The sequence below is a fragment of the Methylosinus sp. KRF6 genome (genome assembly GCF_018887255.1).
Lineage (GTDB): Bacteria > Pseudomonadota > Alphaproteobacteria > Rhizobiales > Beijerinckiaceae > Methylosinus > Methylosinus sporium.
Genome location: NZ_JAHLJF010000001.1, coordinates 3323321 through 3338205, shown reverse-complemented (window position 1 = coordinate 3338205; position 14885 = coordinate 3323321). Strand labels below are relative to the sequence as shown.

At 60.3% G+C, this 14885-nt stretch carries 16 protein-coding genes and 2 pseudogenes; 3 read left to right on the top strand and 15 right to left on the bottom strand.

What is annotated here, in order from left to right; all coding sequences use genetic code 11:
* Positions 1-49: 49 nt before the first annotated feature.
* From KP010_RS15750 to KP010_RS15735, 4 genes and pseudogenes are all read right to left on the bottom strand, one after another.
* Positions 50-762, bottom strand: a pseudogene (locus KP010_RS15750) (IS630 family transposase); the annotation flags it as partial.
* 272 nt (positions 763-1034) lie between these two features.
* The gene (locus tag KP010_RS23380; RefSeq protein ID WP_371824243.1) at positions 1035-1694 is read right to left on the bottom strand and encodes an alpha/beta fold hydrolase; all 660 of its coding nucleotides are present in this window, start codon (positions 1692-1694) and stop codon (positions 1035-1037) included.
* A gap of 175 nt (positions 1695-1869) precedes the next feature.
* The gene (locus tag KP010_RS15740) at positions 1870-3300 is read right to left on the bottom strand and encodes an RtcB family protein (RefSeq protein ID WP_216281143.1); all 1431 of its coding nucleotides are present in this window, start codon (positions 3298-3300) and stop codon (positions 1870-1872) included.
* Between the two features lie 13 nt (positions 3301-3313).
* Positions 3314-3757, bottom strand: a complete 444-nt coding sequence (locus KP010_RS15735; RefSeq protein ID WP_216281140.1) for an archease — start codon at positions 3755-3757, stop codon at positions 3314-3316.
* A gap of 545 nt (positions 3758-4302) precedes the next feature.
* Here KP010_RS15735 and KP010_RS15730 point away from each other — a divergent pair.
* Both KP010_RS15730 and KP010_RS15725 read left to right on the top strand, forming a co-directional pair.
* Positions 4303-4542 carry a hypothetical protein gene (locus KP010_RS15730; RefSeq protein WP_216281138.1) on the top strand — a complete coding sequence of 80 codons (240 nt, stop codon included), beginning with the start codon at positions 4303-4305 and terminating at the stop codon, positions 4540-4542.
* Between the two features lie 304 nt (positions 4543-4846).
* Positions 4847-5407, top strand: coding sequence for a type 1 glutamine amidotransferase domain-containing protein (locus KP010_RS15725; protein WP_216281137.1), 561 nt, complete (start codon positions 4847-4849; stop codon positions 5405-5407).
* A 25-nt stretch (positions 5408-5432) separates the two neighbouring features.
* On the opposite strand, the gene KP010_RS15720 is transcribed toward KP010_RS15725, so the two are convergent.
* Positions 5433-7247 (bottom strand): adenosylcobalamin-dependent ribonucleoside-diphosphate reductase, encoded by a 1815-nt coding sequence (locus KP010_RS15720; RefSeq protein ID WP_216281135.1) that lies wholly within the window; start codon positions 7245-7247, stop codon positions 5433-5435.
* Positions 7248-7412: 165 nt separating this feature from the next.
* Here KP010_RS15720 and polX point away from each other — a divergent pair, with 165 nt between their 5' ends.
* Positions 7413-8939: a DNA polymerase/3'-5' exonuclease PolX gene (polX, locus tag KP010_RS15715; protein ID WP_216281133.1), complete on the top strand. Its 1527-nt coding sequence runs from the start codon at positions 7413-7415 to the stop codon at positions 8937-8939.
* Between the two features lie 280 nt (positions 8940-9219).
* Here polX and KP010_RS15710 read toward each other — a convergent pair whose 3' ends face one another.
* The 10 genes and pseudogenes from KP010_RS15710 to KP010_RS23365 all read right to left on the bottom strand — a co-directional run bounded on the left by KP010_RS15710 (position 9220) and on the right by KP010_RS23365 (position 14867).
* Positions 9220-9747: an Hsp20/alpha crystallin family protein gene (locus KP010_RS15710; RefSeq protein WP_216281131.1), complete on the bottom strand. Its 528-nt coding sequence runs from the start codon at positions 9745-9747 to the stop codon at positions 9220-9222.
* 71 nt (positions 9748-9818) lie between these two features.
* Positions 9819-10982, bottom strand: coding sequence for an RNA 3'-terminal phosphate cyclase (rtcA, locus tag KP010_RS15705; RefSeq protein WP_256448893.1), 1164 nt, complete (start codon positions 10980-10982; stop codon positions 9819-9821).
* A gap of 154 nt (positions 10983-11136) precedes the next feature.
* The gene (locus KP010_RS15700) at positions 11137-11598 is read right to left on the bottom strand and encodes a hypothetical protein (RefSeq protein ID WP_216281129.1); all 462 of its coding nucleotides are present in this window, start codon (positions 11596-11598) and stop codon (positions 11137-11139) included.
* 69 nt (positions 11599-11667) lie between these two features.
* The gene (locus tag KP010_RS15695; protein WP_216281128.1) at positions 11668-12126 is read right to left on the bottom strand and encodes a DUF3775 domain-containing protein; all 459 of its coding nucleotides are present in this window, start codon (positions 12124-12126) and stop codon (positions 11668-11670) included.
* A gap of 60 nt (positions 12127-12186) precedes the next feature.
* A complete protein-coding gene (locus KP010_RS15690; RefSeq protein ID WP_216281127.1) occupies positions 12187-12438 on the bottom strand; it encodes a YdcH family protein in 252 nt (83 codons plus the stop codon).
* A gap of 122 nt (positions 12439-12560) precedes the next feature.
* Positions 12561-12935 (bottom strand): annotated as a pseudogene (locus tag KP010_RS23375) (CheR family methyltransferase).
* Positions 12841-13380 (bottom strand): CheR family methyltransferase, encoded by a 540-nt coding sequence (locus KP010_RS23370; protein ID WP_216281126.1) that lies wholly within the window; start codon positions 13378-13380, stop codon positions 12841-12843. The pseudogene KP010_RS23375 and the gene KP010_RS23370 overlap by 95 nt, the downstream one beginning before the upstream one ends.
* A 118-nt stretch (positions 13381-13498) precedes the next feature.
* Complete coding sequence (locus tag KP010_RS15675) at positions 13499-13930, bottom strand: DUF2267 domain-containing protein (RefSeq protein ID WP_216281125.1); 432 nt, start codon at positions 13928-13930, stop codon at positions 13499-13501.
* A 92-nt stretch (positions 13931-14022) separates the two neighbouring features.
* The gene (locus KP010_RS15670) at positions 14023-14424 is read right to left on the bottom strand and encodes a CBS domain-containing protein (protein WP_371824242.1); all 402 of its coding nucleotides are present in this window, start codon (positions 14422-14424) and stop codon (positions 14023-14025) included.
* 104 nt (positions 14425-14528) lie between these two features.
* A complete protein-coding gene (locus tag KP010_RS23365) occupies positions 14529-14867 on the bottom strand; it encodes a cytochrome c (protein WP_371824241.1) in 339 nt (112 codons plus the stop codon).
* Positions 14868-14885: the final 18 nt, after the last annotated feature.

The following is a 14885-nucleotide window of genomic DNA, read 5'->3' as shown; positions in this document are numbered from 1 at the left end:
GAAACTTCTCATCCTGTTTGTCGCGCGCTTCTCATCCAGATTGTCGCGCCATAGCTGCGCCCTTGCCGTCCTTTGGACAGATGGCGCCGAATATGTAGGTCGAGGCGGTGCGCTGATCGTGGGGCGCGCTCGGCCTCGACCCGCGTTTCGCCCATCGGCGCGTGATCTTGTTTTTCTGGCCGACGCGCGCCTCGTCCTCGAACCAGATTTCTATTTTGTCGGAGGCGACACGCTTTTCGCGCGCGATTTCCTCCAGACGAGCTGCGAAACTTTTTTAAAATCCTCGATCGCGCCTTCGGCCTGCGCGTGATGACGCGGCCGCGCCGACAGCTTGCGATAGCCCATTTTGCGCAGCTCGCGGCTCATGGTCTGTTCCGAGACGACGACGCGAAGCTCCTCGAATGTCCACTGACATAGATCGACGATCCGCCAGCGCACGACGCCATGAATGGCAGGCGTCGGCCTCTCTTCGATGAGCGCCGCCAGCGCGGCGCGATGCGCGTCGTCGAGCCGCGAGGGTTGTCCGGGCGCCTTGCGGTCGACGAGCCCGTCGGGCCCCTCGGCGTTGAAACGCAGCACCCAGTCGCGAACGACCTGGAGAGTGACGCCGCCGATCTTCGCCGCCTCGCTGCGAGCGCCGCCGTCGTAGATCGACGCCAAGGCGAGGAGACGGCGCGCTTGCGGGCCGTCCTTCGAACGCTTCGCTATCGCCCGCAATGAGCGCGCATCGTAATCGCCCCGAAGCCCAATCGCTGCCGCCATGACGAACCTCCATGTGTTCGCCAGGTCGAATCAAATTTCAGGCGATTCGGGAATCCCTCACGTGGGTCGGCTTCTCAGAGGGTTGGTATTAGATAAAGCGCACAGGCGTACGCAACACGCCTTTCTAAGATCTCGATCTTGGGCAGTTGGGTTGGTGGCTCTTTAACCCGCGCGCCCTCATCTTGCGGGAGAAACCTGTGTGCAAACTCCCATAACGTCGGCTCCCCGCGAGTTTGGCGATGGCTCGGGCGATCAGCTTCTCGTCTGGCCTATCATCGGCATGCGGCACGAAACCGACACGCGCTTTTACGCGCGTTCGATCGAAATACTCCCGCAAGGGCGCACAGAACGGCATTCCTCAGTTTCTCCCATACGAAGACTCGAGGGCAGGCCAAAGCGCTCACGTGTGATAACAGAGAACCAGGGACGATATCGGATTCCGACAATCTTTGTGGAAGTAGAGATACAAGCGCGTCCCGGAATGAACTGGAATCCGGCTCGAAACATAGCGGCGCGGTCAAGAGCACAAGGCCGCCAACATTTTGCTGCAAGGCGCAAGAGATTGCCGCAAAGGTTCCGCCGAGCGAATGGCCCAACAGAGCAGGTTTCCTTCCTGACGTTTCGTCCATCACCCTTTCTACACATTGGGAAATCGCGTGATCGGCAAATTCACTAATGCCGACTCGGCTAAAATCGTCGGACGCCGGCGTCCATTCAATGAGATGGACGCTGAACTGGCGATCCAGGAAATGACGCACCACGCTCACCGAGGGAGCGAGATCCCAAATGTAAGGCCGTTTGATAGGCGCAGGGACGATGAGCGCCGCGGCCCGTCCATCGCCGCCGGCATATTCGCGCAAACGCCAATGTGGCCCTTTCAAAATTATGCGATAACCGCACTCATTGGGACCGATTCCGCACCATTCCAGCATATTCCCTTGAGCTCGACGGTAAGAGTCCATAGCGGAGAAACGCGTTGTGCGAAACGACTCTGGGCGCGCAAGCGTCGACACAGGCAGGTCCACGGGATCGCTCCATCTATTCACAGTCCGTTATGATTTGGCGAATACGTTCCTCTTCTTGATAGACGCCGCGCCGTTACCCCCGCTATCCTTTGATGCAGATCAGCGGTCTGAGCTGCGCCACGCGCCGAGCAAGGCCTGCGAGCTCGGCCGCAGCAACCACCGCGCCTACATCTTTGTACGCACCGGGCGCTTCTTCGGCGACACCGCGCATTGAAGGCGATCGGATTAGAATGCCTGCCTCCGCGAGATCATCGACGGTTTGGCGACCGCTCCATTGCTTGAGCGCGGCATGGCGCGAGAGCGCGCGTCCGGCTCCATGACAGGCCGAGGAGAACGCCTTCGCCTCACTCGTCGAACGCCCGACAAGAACGTATGAGGCCGTTCCCATGCTGCCGCCAATGAGCACCGGCTGCCCGATCGGTCGAAGCACCGCAGGCAGGCTCTCATTGCCGGGCCCAAAAGCTCGAGTCGCCCCCTTGCGATGAACGAACAGGTCGCGTCGCCGTCCTTCGACAACATGAGGTTCGACCTTGCAGGTATTGTGGGAGACATCGAACAGCAGGCGCAAATCACAGTTCGAGAAGAAATGGGCGAAGATCCGGCGGGCGTAGTGGCCGAGAATTTCGCGATTTGCCAATGCGCAGTTGATTGCTGCGCGCATCGCGCCGAGATAGCGCTGACCCACTTCCGAGTTGATCGGCGCGCAAGCCAGCTCGCGGTCGGGCAGCTCTATGCCGGCCTCCTTCGCGGCGGTCAACATTTCCCTGAGGTATTCGGTCCCGATTTGATGGCCGAGCCCCCGCGATCCGCAGTGAATTGTCACCACCACCTCGTCCTGCGCCAGCCCGAAGACATCGGCGACCGGGCGATCGTAGATCGCGGCGACCGCCTGGATCTCGAAATAGTGATTACCCGAACCGAGCGTCCCCATTTCTCGGCGCTGGCGTTCTTTGGCTCGCTCGGAAACGCTTTCGGGTCGCGCGCCATCCATGCATCCCTCTTCTTCGATCAATTCGAGATCGCGCGCTTCACCCCAGCCCTGTTCGATCGCCCAGCGCGCCCCTCCAGTGAGCATTGCGTCCATTTCGGAAGCGTCGAGGGTGATCGCTCCTCGACTGCCGATGCCGGCTGGGATCTGGTGATATAAGGAGTCGGCCAGCGATTTCTGAACCGGGAGGATGTCCGTAACCGACAGACCGGTAAGCATGGTGCGCACGCCACATGAAATGTCGAACCCGACACCGCCGGCGGAAACAACCCCGCCGCGATCCGGGTCGAAGGCCGCCACTCCGCCAATCGGAAATCCATAGCCCCAGTGAGCATCCGGCATGGCATAGGATGCTTGAACGATCCCAGGCAGCGTAGCGACGTTGACGGCTTGGTCGTAAACCTTGTCATCCATATCTCGGATCAGGTTTTCGTCTGCATAGATGATCGCTGGCACGCGCATTGCGCCCCAAGGATCGACACGCCACGTTGTAGAATCGATTCGAGTGAAACGAGCAGGGTCCATCGCTCGATCTCCGTCACACGTCCACAATGCACTCCGCCGACCAAGCGCCATCGGGGTTCTTCGCGACATTCAGCTCGGTGTAAGTGGCGCCCTTGGGTTCGCAGGCCGGGCTATGTCGTTCGACCGCGACCGGTTCACCCCACAGCGTCCCGACGAGGTGCGCTCCGTCGATCCGCACGGCAAAGCGTCCGAACAACATCTTTCGAACGGCCATTTCATAGATGATTGCGTTGAGCCACTCGACTAGCAGAAGCTCGAGATCAGGCGCCTCGCATTCGACCTCCACTGAAACCACGGGCGCGACCTCGGCATGAGTGACGACCGCGGTCAGCGCGCAGGCAGCCTGCTCGAACGCCTCCGCGGCGGTCGCTCCCCACCCGCGCACGCCGATGTCTGCGTCATGCCCGAAATGTTCCCATTTCCTGCCGCTTTCGGTGGTCGAGGTGGAGCAGTTCACGGCCCTTCCCCCTGACGGAATTTCCGGGCGCGGCAACGACGAGCCCCCTTGGCGATCAGACCGGCCCGAGATACTTATGCCTCTCGAGGTGAATTTCGAGTGACGGAGCCCCAGGGCTCTGGTTTGCGGACGTGAAGGCGGCTATTGTGCGGCCGCGACGTTGTCGTAGCGCGCAGAGCAAGCTGGCGTCGCTCGAGCGCTTCAAACACGAGCGGACAAGGTTTCGGCACAGCTTCAACAATTCCCAGGAGGACATACGCGCAGGCGAAATTGTCGAGTGTTATTGATCGATGAGATCAAGCGAAGCTGTGATAATCCGCGTGGACGCGCTCGGGACCCGCTACGTTCGAGAGGCCATCGACGCGAAAGGCCAAGGAGTAAGTTGATCGCATTGCCGGCCAGCCTCGCTGGTCGAGCAGTTCTTCGAGCTTCCCGGCACATGAGCAATTTGGAACTCGGCCGTCCGGCGAAAATGAAGACCAAAATCGCCACCCCGGCGCTGGCGCCAGAACGATGTCTTAGATCGAAGCGCGAGAGGCACGAAGATGGCGGCTCTGCCGAAACTGCATCCCCGCATATTGGATGTTCGGACTGCGACAATGATTACGCGCGAGCGAGTCTTGGAGCCTGGCTTGATCGTTCGGACGGACGTTGTTCTGCATCGATCTGATCCCGGCTTCGACGAGAAGGAGTTTGAGGATTTCCTCGATGCAGTAGGCGAATATCACGACAAATACGGCATGGAGAACATCTTGATCGAGCGGATCGAGGCGCGAGTCTCTTGAAAGAGTGACGAACGTGCAAGGATCAGCCGCTGAGGTATCGACGCTATTTGAACCCACGACCGGCCTTATCACCTCGTCTGACGCGCCGTTGGCGCGGCTCGATAGAGGCCGAGACGAAGCGTATTTCAGACAAGTGTCTATCCGTTTCGCCTTCAAATTGCAGCCGCTTGGAGAATAAGGCGGCGTGTGCCGCGCGAGAAGACCGCTTTCTTCAGCACGGCGGTCTGACTCTTCTGCATTCGGATGCGCATGAATGCGTGTGGCGCGGAAACAGTCGAGGATGTCTGCATCGAGGGAGTACGAAATGACCGACGGCAATCTGAACGGGCTCAGCGTAGCGATATTGGCGACGGATGGTTTCGAGCAATCCGAGCTTCTCGAGCCTCGCAAGGCCTTGGAGCGGGCCGGAGCCTCGACCTCAGTAGTGTCTCCCAAACACGACCGCGTGCGCAGTTGGAAGTCCGGCAATTGGGGCGCCGAGGCGCCGGTCGACACGCCTCTCGCTCAGGCCCGGCCAGACGATTTCGACGCGCTGCTGTTGCCTGGCGGCGTCATGAATTCGGACAAGCTGCGAATAGACGAAAAGGCCATCGCCTTCACCCAGGCCTTCATGGAGGCGGGAAAACCAATCGCGGCCATCTGCCATGGTCCCTGGACTCTGATCGAGACCGGAAGGATGCGCGGCCGACGAATGACCTCCTGGCCATCGCTGCGTACCGACGCACAGAACGCCGGGGCCGAGTGGGTGGATCAGGAGGCAGTGGTCGATGGCAATGTCGTCACCAGTCGCAAGCCGGCGGACATTCCTGCATTCAATCGTGAGATGGTCGCTCTGATCAGTCAAAGACGAAAATGCGCCGCTTAGGAAACCAGCGCGGCTGTCGCGTGGCTCAATCCGGCTCGCGCTCGAGCGTGCAGCAATGCGGCGCGTCGGAGCCGGGGCCCTCTCGGCTCAGCACCGCGCCGGTCACAGGGTTCGAGCGGAAGGTCGTGCAGCCTTTCAGGCCTGCGTCATAGGCAAGGTCATAGAGGCTTCGAAACTCGGAGAAAGGGCTGTCTCGAGGCGCATTGATCGTCTTTGAAATCGAGTTGTCGACAAAAGGTTGCAGCGCGCTTTGAATGTCGAGATGAGCGCGAATGGATAACTCCGCGGTCGTGACGAAGCAATCCGGCGCGCCGGATTTCACATTTGTTTCTCTCCGCCACAGATCGAGCGCATAATCCGTCAGCGCGAATTCTTTGGATTTTCCATCTTCTGCAAGCACCTGACGGGAATAGGAACCGGCGAAGATCGGCTCGACGCCGCTCGAAACATTGCCGGCGAGCAGGCTGATCGTGCCGGTCGGAGCTATGGCCAGCAAATGACTGTTGCGAACGCCGTGTTTGTCGATCGCCTCCCGAATATCCTCGGGCAGGCTGCGGATGAACGGTCCGCACAGATATTTGTCGCGCTCGAACCAAGGAAATTTCCCCTTCTCCTCGGCGAGGGCGATCGAACTGCGATAAGCTGCATGGCAGACCGCGCGCATGACTTCCGCAGCGCGTGCGAGCGAATCCTTTTCGCCGTAGATCGCTCCGATCATCAGAAAGGCGTCGGCGAGACCGGTTATGCCTAGGCCGATGCGTCGCGATCCGCGAGCGCTCTCGGCCTGAGCGGGAAGCGGAAACTTCGACGCGTCGATGACATTGTCGAGCAGCCTGACGACCAGCCCCGCCGCCCGGGAGAGCGCCTCGAGATCGATACGCGCCTTTTTCGTGAAGGGCTCAAGCACGAATCGCGTCAAATTGAGCGATCCGAGGTCGCAGGCGCCGTAGGCAGGCAACGGAATTTCACCGCACGGGTTCGTGGCGCTGATCCGCTCTCGATACCACAGATTGTCGAGTTGATTGATGCGGTCGATGAATAGCACCCCAGGCTCGGCGAAATCATAGGTCGATCGAAGGATGAGATCCCAAAGCGCACGAGCGCGGATGCGGCGAATGACGCGACAGGGAACCGGATCGGCCTGGCCCGACCACTCACGCAAGATCGTGTCGCCTTGCGCATCGGACTCTGTCATCGGAAACAACAACGGCCAGTCGTCATCGGCCCGAACAGCCGTCATGAGCGCGTCCGTGACCAGCACGGATAGATTGAACCGCCGCAGGCGACCGGGCTGCCGCTTAGCCGTAACGAACTCTTCGATGTCGGGATGGTCGCATCGAAGCGTCGCCATCATGGCCCCGCGTCGCGCGCCGGTGGAGAGAATGGCGCCGCACATCGCGTCCCATATCTCCATGAAAGAAACTGGTCCCGAGGCGATGGCGCCGGTTCCCTTCGCCACCATACCGCGGGGGCGCAGCGTGGAGAAATCGTAACCGATTCCGCCGCCCTGCTGCATCGTGATCGCGCCTTCTTGCAGCGCGCTGAAAATTCCGGGCATCGAGTCTTCGACTGTTCCCATGACGAAGCAATTGAACAAGGTGACGTTGCGCGTCGTGCCGGCGCCGGCGAGGATGCGGCCCCCGGGAAGGAACTTGAAATCCTTCAAGAGGTCGAAAAAGCGTTCGCGCCATAAAGATTGGTCCTGGGACTCGACCGCGGAAAGAGCCGAGGCGACACGGCGCCAGGTATCCTCGATCGTGCACTCGGGGCCGTCCGAGCCTGTGTAACGGTACTTCGTCGCCCAGATATGATGAGAAATGTCGGCCGCGGTTTCGTTCAAGACTTGAACTCCGCCCTACAGAAGAGCCGCCAGCTCAGCCGTCTCCGAAGGGTCTCTGCGAGAATCGAGAACGTTATTTATAGCAGGTGGGCTCCGGTCCACTACGCACACGACAAGGGTCATTGCGGCCGATCCGGGCTAAGCTCCTGGCGATGGAAACAGACGATGCCGGTCCAGAACGCCGAAATCGCCGCAATGTTCGATCAAGCGGCCGAGCTTCTCGAGATCAAGGGAGAAAACCCTTTTCGGATCAGAGCCTATCGGCGCGCGGCGCGCACTGTCGAAAACCTCCCTAAAAGCGCCGCAGCCATGCTCGTCGTCGGAGAAAAGCTCTCCGAGCTGCCGGGGATCGGCAAGGATTTGGCCGGCAAGATCGCCACTATCGTCGACACTGGCAAATTCGAGCTGCTCGAATCCCTGAGACGTGAGCTTCCTGGCGAGCTCGGGCAAATGGCGGCCCTTCCCGGCCTCGGCCCCAAACGCGTCAAGACCCTCGCGGACAAGCTCGGCGTGCGAACATTGGAAGACCTCGGGCGCGCCGCTCGGAAAGGCCGATTGCAGGAGCTTCGCGGCTTCGGCGCCAAGCTCGAGCAAGGCATTCTGGCCGCGCTCGACAAGCCTGTGAGAATGACGCGCTTCAAGCTTCCATTCGTCGAAGCGGAAGCCAAATCCATCGCGGATTGGCTCGGCGGCGATCCCTCCTGCGGCCGCGTCGTCGCCGCGGGAAGTTATCGTCGTCGACGCGACACGATCGGCGATCTCGACATGCTCGTCACGACGCGCCGCGGCGCGACCGTCGGCGACAGACTCACGGCCTATGAAAACACGGCAAAGGTTTTGGCGCATGGCCCGACTTGGACGACGGTCATCCTGCGGTCCGGCCTGCAGGTCGATCTCCGCGTCGTCGAAGAGGAATGCTATGGCGCCGCGCTGCTGTATTTTACCGGCTCCAAGGCCCACAACATCGCCTTGCGCAATCTGGCGAACGACGATGGCTGGAAGCTCAACGAATATGGCCTCTTCGCAGGCGAACGCCGGATCTGCGGCAAGACCGAGGAAGAAGTCTACGAGAAGCTCGGACTGGATTTTATTCCGCCCGAGATGCGAGAAGACCGCGGAGAAATCCTGCTCGCGAAGAAAAGGGCCCTTCCCGAGCTCGTGTCGATATCGGATATCCGCGGCGACCTACATATTCATTCGAAATGGAGTGATGGCGCAGCCTCGATCGCGGACATGGCGCATGTGGCGAAGAGCCGCGGCTATTCCTACATCGCCATGACCGACCATAGCCAACGCGTTACGGTTGCACACGGGCTCGGTCCAGACAGACTGTTGCGCCAGTTGAACGAGATCGATCGGCTCAACGCGGAAATCGGCGAGTTCACCATTCTCAAAGGCGTCGAGGTCGACATACTGGCCGACGGACATCTCGACCTGCCGGACAGAGTGCTGTCTCGCCTCGACATCGTCATCGCTTCCATACACTACAAATTCGATCTTCCCCGTGACGAGCAAACGGAACGGATCATCCGAGCGATGGACAATCGCCACGTTTCCATCATCGCCCATCCGACAGGACGACTGATCGGAGAACGTGAGCCATACCAGATCGATATGGAGCGCGTGCTTCGGCCGCACGAGAACGAAACTGTTTTCTGGAGATCAACGCCCATCCGGACCGGCTGGACCTGAATGATATTTATGCCGAAGCGGCCAAGTCGATCGGAGTGAAAGTGGCTATTTCAACAGATTCGCACTCCCCTCTCGGCTTCGACTGCATGCGATTCGGAGTCGATCAAGCGCGTCGCGGATGGCTCGGGCCGAAAGACATCATCAACACGCGTTCGTTGCCGGAATTGAAAAAAATGATCCGGCGATGAGCCGGGCGGGGCCGGACCGCCCTCCAGCGGCCAGCCCTCCGCCTATCAGGGTAAAACGCCTAGACGACCGGCACGCGCTACGGGGATGCAATTCAGGCCGCTTTGATCGCGATCTTCTTTTCCGGCTTCTGCGCCTCCGGCTTCTTGGGAAGCGTCAACTTAAGCAGGCCATTTTTGAAGCTTGCCTCGATCTTGTCCGCGTCGACGCTTTCCGGGACGGCGAAGCGCCGCTCGAAGCTGCCGAAGCGCCGCTCATGAAGCCGATAATCCTTCTTCTTCTCGGTTTTCTCTTCCTGCTTCTCGCCCTTGATCATCAGGTCGCCATTGGCCAGCTTGACCTCGATATTCTTCTCCTCGAGTCCCGCCAGTTCGGCCGTGAGCTCGTAGGCATTGTCCTTTTCGATCACATCGACCGTAGGAGCCAGACCCTCGGCCTGCCAAAATGGCGCGATCTCGAAAGCCGAAGGCCGGAATGGAGAACGCCAAAAGTCGCGATCGAAGTTCTCGAAGAGCCGATCGACTTCGCGACGCAAGCCTTCGATCGGCCGGAAAGTCGTCAATGAAGGCGCGAGCCCTTCCTTCGCCTCCGCCTTCGCGGGAACCTTTGATGCCTCAGCCATGCCATGTCCTCCTCTCGGGATCGCCGAGTGGCTTTCCCACTGGGGTTGAACTGGTTCGGCTCAGCTCGAAGTCAACTCGAAGTGACGCCGTCGCCTCGGACGCAGCCCGCAACCGCCCGTCCAACCGAGAAGCGAGTAGACGGGTTCACTTTGACGACCGCTGTCCCGTCGCCACGCGTTTCGACGGCTATTCGAGCGAGCCCGAACTGCTCGATCACCCACGCGTTCGTTTGGAGATGGCTCGTCACGTCTTCTGTCGTGAAGCTCGACGGAACATTAGGAAGCGCGAGCTGCAGTAATATTTGGTCGGCAAGGTGAGACTCCAGAGCCGCGCCACAGCTTCTGTGACGGAGCAGTTGCGCGACCGCCTCCTCTGCGACCACCTCGGAAGGCTTACCGCGCGCCCCGAGCGCGCTGAACGCGCAGCTGACTTGGTCGTATGCCGCACAGAGAAAGATGCCGGCCCCGGCGCTCCTGGCGGACGCCAACTCCTCCCGAATCTCGAGGCGCGGCGCCACATCCTGCAGCAGCGTGCGGGCGCGCTCGGCCATGCGCCGAGGGACGTGGTCGGGCAAATTCGCCCCTACTGCTCGAACCTTCACCGATCGCAAAGCGCCCTTTTCGATCAGCGTGACGGGTCGAAGCTGCAATCCTCCGTCGCGCCCGCGGCCCTCTATGCGCGCCACGATTTCTCCGCCGCCCGCCGGATAGAATCCAAATCGGGTCAGTTCGACTCCTATCTGCAGATTCATGATTTTCAATAGCGGACACCATGCGTCCGCAATGTAGTCGAATGGCGGACTCCTCGGCACATGCGTTCCGCCCCTAATGCGAAAGACGCTGATGCCTTCGGCGAAGAAAGCCGGAAGCGCCGCGGTCTGCAGCACCAACGTCGCCGCGCCGGCGCTGCCCCCCAGCCTGGCCTCGGCGACATCAAAAACATATTCGCCGGCACGCGGCGCGCCATTCGGCCGAAAGCGCAAAGCGTCGCTTCCGAGTTCGCCGCCGTGGACATCGGCATTGCAGAGAGTCGCCGCAGCTCGCACTGCCGCCAGATGCTGCGGCTGGAGGCCTGGCTTCGCTCGCCCCGCTCGAATGCGAACGATCCGACAGGCCCGTCCGGTGATGGCCGACAAAGCCAGAACCGAGCGAACGATTTGCCCGCCGCCTTCCCCATGCGAGCCATCGATGACGATTTCCGATGAGTCGCCTGTCACCGTGGGAGCGCGCTCCATTGATCGCGAGATGACGAACAATTTCCATTCTGCGCGATATCGCCTCTGGACCGCGATCCGCCCTCGAGGTTTCGCGTCTCCCCCGAGCCAGCGATCGCTCTCCGTACAAAGACCGCTCCAGGTCGAAAGAAGCGATGAAGCTCAGGACGCCTCTTCAGCCGCGCCTCGCGACATGGAGATTTATTTCGACATCTTCGAGCAGCCGTCTCAGTCGTTCTTTCGCCGCCGAATTCGCCACTTCGGCGACCACATTGGCGGCGCCGCGGCTCGGACAGATGAATTCGTGGTAGAATTCGTCGATCCCGATCTCCTGCTCCGCGTCGATCCCCGAAGCGTCGTCGCGCAGGCGCGGTCCGATCTCATCCTCGACCGTGATGGTCAAAAGCCAACCGGCCGTGGAATCTGCAGGAGCAATCTGCAAAGTGGCGACGGTCGCGACCTCGCTCAGTTCACTCTGCTCCTCGTCGCCCAGACGCGCTTCCTTCCTGGTCGGCAACTCGCGAGTTTCCGTCTCGCGCATCGCCATCGTCTTGAACTTGGTCGGAGCGATTTTCCGCTCAGCGAGCACCCAGCGAACGATCTGCTCGCAATCGAGGTCGACGGGATAGCGCTCCATTGCCGGCGCTCCTTTCTGCCGATCCGGCGTCAGCCGAGGCTCCGCACCTCGACAAGGATTCTCTCGCGATCAGAGCCGTCCCATTTCGAAGTCTTGGCAGGAATAGCCGAGGATCGACAAGCCTTCTTCCAGGAAATCTCCGACCAGCGGCGTGCCGAGAAGATACTCGGCTGTACGCTCGTTGTGAGCCCGGGCCGCCTCCTCTCGGACCTTTGGCCAGTCAGCGGCGGAAAAGTCGTTGCGCCCAAGCCATGTCAAGGCGACCAGATCGATCTGCTCTTCTTCCGACAAGGAATCGATCAGCGAGACGATTTCTTCCACAACGGGATCGTCGGCATGCTCTTCGAGAACAGAAGTTTCCCTGTCGTCCGAAGGATTCGATCCTGGATCTGGCTCCGTCACCTCGTCTTTCGCATCGAATTCTCTCGCCTTGATGATGATGAAGCAAACCTTCTCGGGCGAGATCGAGAGCGCAGCCTCGTTTTCTTCCCCAGTGGACGTCTCATTTCGGTTCTCTTCGTCGCTCATCACTCGACTCCGCATAGGGCTGGTTGCATCGTTGCGCAGCAAGCGCGCCCTCGCTCTCGGTTACGATCGGTCGTCCCGTTTCTCGAGGGCTTCGCCGATCTCATCCTTGAGCTTCAGCCGTCTCTTCTTCAGCTTCTCGAGCACCTCGTCGGTCGTAGGCTCCTCCTCCGACTCGATGAGGTGAATGTTCCGGTTGACCTCGTCGTAATCGGCAACGAGCCTCCCGAAGCGATAATCCGATCTCGTCAATTGCTCGACGAGCTGCGCCTCGGTGGGAAACTCCTCGGATAATTCGTGCGGAATTCGTATCATGCCGACAACCTTTCCCAGATTTGGACACGATGCGAGCGCTCGCCTTGGCTCCGGTCACGTCGCGACGATCGGCTACGGTCCTATAGAGGGCGGGTCCCGAACTAGGTCAAACCTCCCCGGTTTCACATGCCAATTTTGCGCAATATTCCGTTGCAGCCGTGAGCTGCCGCGAACCGATCCGTTTGCGCCGGCAATTCTTCATGAGCGCCGATCACGAGATATCCTGTGCTTCGCAGCGCAGCCCCAATGCGAGCCAGCGTATCGCGCTGCCGCTCAAGCTCGAAATAGGTGAAGACCAGATTGCGGCAGAGAATCAGATCGAAAATTCCGTTTGGAACATCAGACCCGATGTCCTACAGACGGAAAGCGATCGCGCCACGAAATTCACGACGAATGCAATATTCACCATCGTCTCGTGAGAAAGCCAGCATTCGCCAGTCTTTCGGCAGGCTCTCGAGACTGCTCGAAGGATAGCATCCCCGCTCGGCGCGATGCAGAACTTCTAAATCTGCGTCGGTTGCGATCAATTCGAACGAGGCTTCGGGCGCGTTCCGACGTGCATCGAGCTCCCAGATCAGGCTCGACGGTGTAGACTTCTTCGCCGCATGCGCAGCCCGCGCACCAGCAGCGGATCGTCCGGCCCGGCGAATGCGCCGCTCTGGCGAGCTCGGGAAGCACCCGGAATCTGAGAATATCGAACACGCGGCGGTCGCGGTAGAAGCGAGAGATGGTGACGCGGAAAAAGCTGTCTAGAACAGCCCATTCTGTCGTATCGGCTCGGAGTCGCTCCCGATAGTCGTCGAGAGTCGGCAAACCCAGCTCGGCAAGGCGACGGTTCAATCGCTTGCCCACCTGGCGCCTCACATTCAGAAATCCTCGCCACCGCAATCGGAGGATCGGCAAGGCCCACTGGAGGAAGCTCACGAGTTCCTCGTCGCGCATCCCACCCTCGCGATTTCGGCATTTCGCCGGAACGGCTGTCGGTACGCCAACCGCGACTTTTCGACGCCACACGTCGCAATAGGTCCTCCGACGCCTGAGCCGAGTTTCCGCTGCGCGTTCAGTGAGCCAAAGGCCAGAGAGCGCGTACTTCGGCGGGCAAAGCGTGCTCGACATCATCGATCTCGCCCTTCGAGATTTTGCGCGTCAGCAGGTTGAACACCTCTTTCACCAACGCTTCGGTGTCGGCATTCGGGTCCCGTTCGAACGCGGCTTCGATATGGGCGAGGAATGCTTCCTTCGTCCGCTCGGTCGGCGGCCTGTCTTTCAAGCGCCAACCGTCGTAGTAGAGGCCGCGAATGAGCATGGGTAGCTGTGCGCCGAGTTGCACCGCCTCATGCGCGGGAAGCCGATCGCGCAGAGCGTGAAGAGTGGCGCGAAGAAGCCGATAGGTGCGCTGCTTTTCTTCCCAATCGACAGCGTGCATCAGCTCGTTCAGCCATTGATTCGACAATTGCACCGTCTCATCGAAGGTGGACAGTCCCGTGCTCATGATCCGCCTCCAAACGGGATGCGCACCGCCCGTTTGCCGGGAGCCGCAGCGTCACCCCCAATCGCCGTGCCGAAGCGCTGCCGTTCTTTGCTCTAAGCGTGATGATCGGAGACGGCGCGCAAAACCTCTCCGGAAAGATTCGAGCCGACCTGATGCGAAATATCGCCGAGGCTCAGCATTCCCATCATTTTCTTTTGCGCGTCGATGACCGGTAGACGGCGGATTTGCTTCTCCTCCATCAACTGGATCGCGGCTTCGACATCCTCGTCCGGCGAACAGCACACGACATTCTCGGTCATGACGTCCTGCGCGGTCATCCGGTCGATGTCGCCACTATCCGCGAGGCCGCGACAGGCGATGTCGCGATCCGTCACGATTCCAATCAGCCGACCGTCGGATTTCACCGGAATTGCGCCGACGTCGCCGTCGCGCATCCGCGTTGCGATTTCCCTCACCGACGCATTCGGCGCCACACAAGTCGCACCTCGGTGCATGACTTCTTTCACTTTCATGGAAATCCTCCTCAGCGTCGACGCTCCCATATGGCGCGCTTTCCCGCCGAAGAAAGCGTCGCCGAGGTGAAGAGAAGAATCTCCGTCTAATTCTGTCGGGCTCGCAGGCTCAGAATATACGCCGCGATGTCGCGAATCTGGGCGGCGGTAAGCAGTGGACTGGGCATGGCTGCCGGATGACTGACGGTGCTGTGGGTCGATGACAGAAAGCCTTGCAGGTATTCGGCGTCGGTCTTTGGCTGTTGCGCCATCTCTCGGAATGACAGGGCGAGCGGTAACGGAGGAGGCGTTCGCTCTTGATCCGCCGCGACCTGGTGACATGAAGCGCATAGCCTTAGCGCCAATTCTTTGCCGACGCGAATATCCCCTGGCCGATCGGCCTCGCTCCAGGCCGACGAGCCGGCTTCCAACAGCAACACGAGCATAAAAGCGGCGCGTCTCAT

What these genes read in the sequence shown, in the direction of transcription:
- KP010_RS15730 (WP_216281138.1), top strand. Translation starts at nt 4,303, where the DNA reads ATGGCGGCTCTGCCGAAACTGCATCCCCGCATATTGGATGTTCGGACT.
- KP010_RS15695 (WP_216281128.1), bottom strand. Translation starts at nt 12,126, where the DNA reads ATGAGCGACGAAGAGAACCGAAATGAGACGTCCACTGGGGAAGAAAAC.
- KP010_RS15710 (WP_216281131.1), bottom strand. Translation starts at nt 9,747, where the DNA reads ATGGCTGAGGCATCAAAGGTTCCCGCGAAGGCGGAGGCGAAGGAAGGG.
- rtcA (WP_256448893.1), bottom strand. Translation starts at nt 10,982, where the DNA reads ATGGAGCGCGCTCCCACGGTGACAGGCGACTCATCGGAAATCGTCATC.
- KP010_RS15725 (WP_216281137.1), top strand. Translation starts at nt 4,847, where the DNA reads ATGACCGACGGCAATCTGAACGGGCTCAGCGTAGCGATATTGGCGACG.
- KP010_RS15740 (WP_216281143.1), bottom strand. Translation starts at nt 3,300, where the DNA reads ATGGACCCTGCTCGTTTCACTCGAATCGATTCTACAACGTGGCGTGTC.
- KP010_RS15675 (WP_216281125.1), bottom strand. Translation starts at nt 13,930, where the DNA reads ATGAGCACGGGACTGTCCACCTTCGATGAGACGGTGCAATTGTCGAAT.
- KP010_RS23365 (WP_371824241.1), bottom strand. Translation starts at nt 14,867, where the DNA reads ATGCTCGTGTTGCTGTTGGAAGCCGGCTCGTCGGCCTGGAGCGAGGCC.
- polX (WP_216281133.1), top strand. Translation starts at nt 7,413, where the DNA reads ATGCCGGTCCAGAACGCCGAAATCGCCGCAATGTTCGATCAAGCGGCC.
- KP010_RS15700 (WP_216281129.1), bottom strand. Translation starts at nt 11,598, where the DNA reads ATGGAGCGCTATCCCGTCGACCTCGATTGCGAGCAGATCGTTCGCTGG.
- KP010_RS23370 (WP_216281126.1), bottom strand. Translation starts at nt 13,380, where the DNA reads ATGCGCGACGAGGAACTCGTGAGCTTCCTCCAGTGGGCCTTGCCGATC.
- KP010_RS15690 (WP_216281127.1), bottom strand. Translation starts at nt 12,438, where the DNA reads ATGATACGAATTCCGCACGAATTATCCGAGGAGTTTCCCACCGAGGCG.
- KP010_RS15670 (WP_371824242.1), bottom strand. Translation starts at nt 14,424, where the DNA reads ATGCACCGAGGTGCGACTTGTGTGGCGCCGAATGCGTCGGTGAGGGAA.
- KP010_RS23380 (WP_371824243.1), bottom strand. Translation starts at nt 1,694, where the DNA reads ATGCTGGAATGGTGCGGAATCGGTCCCAATGAGTGCGGTTATCGCATA.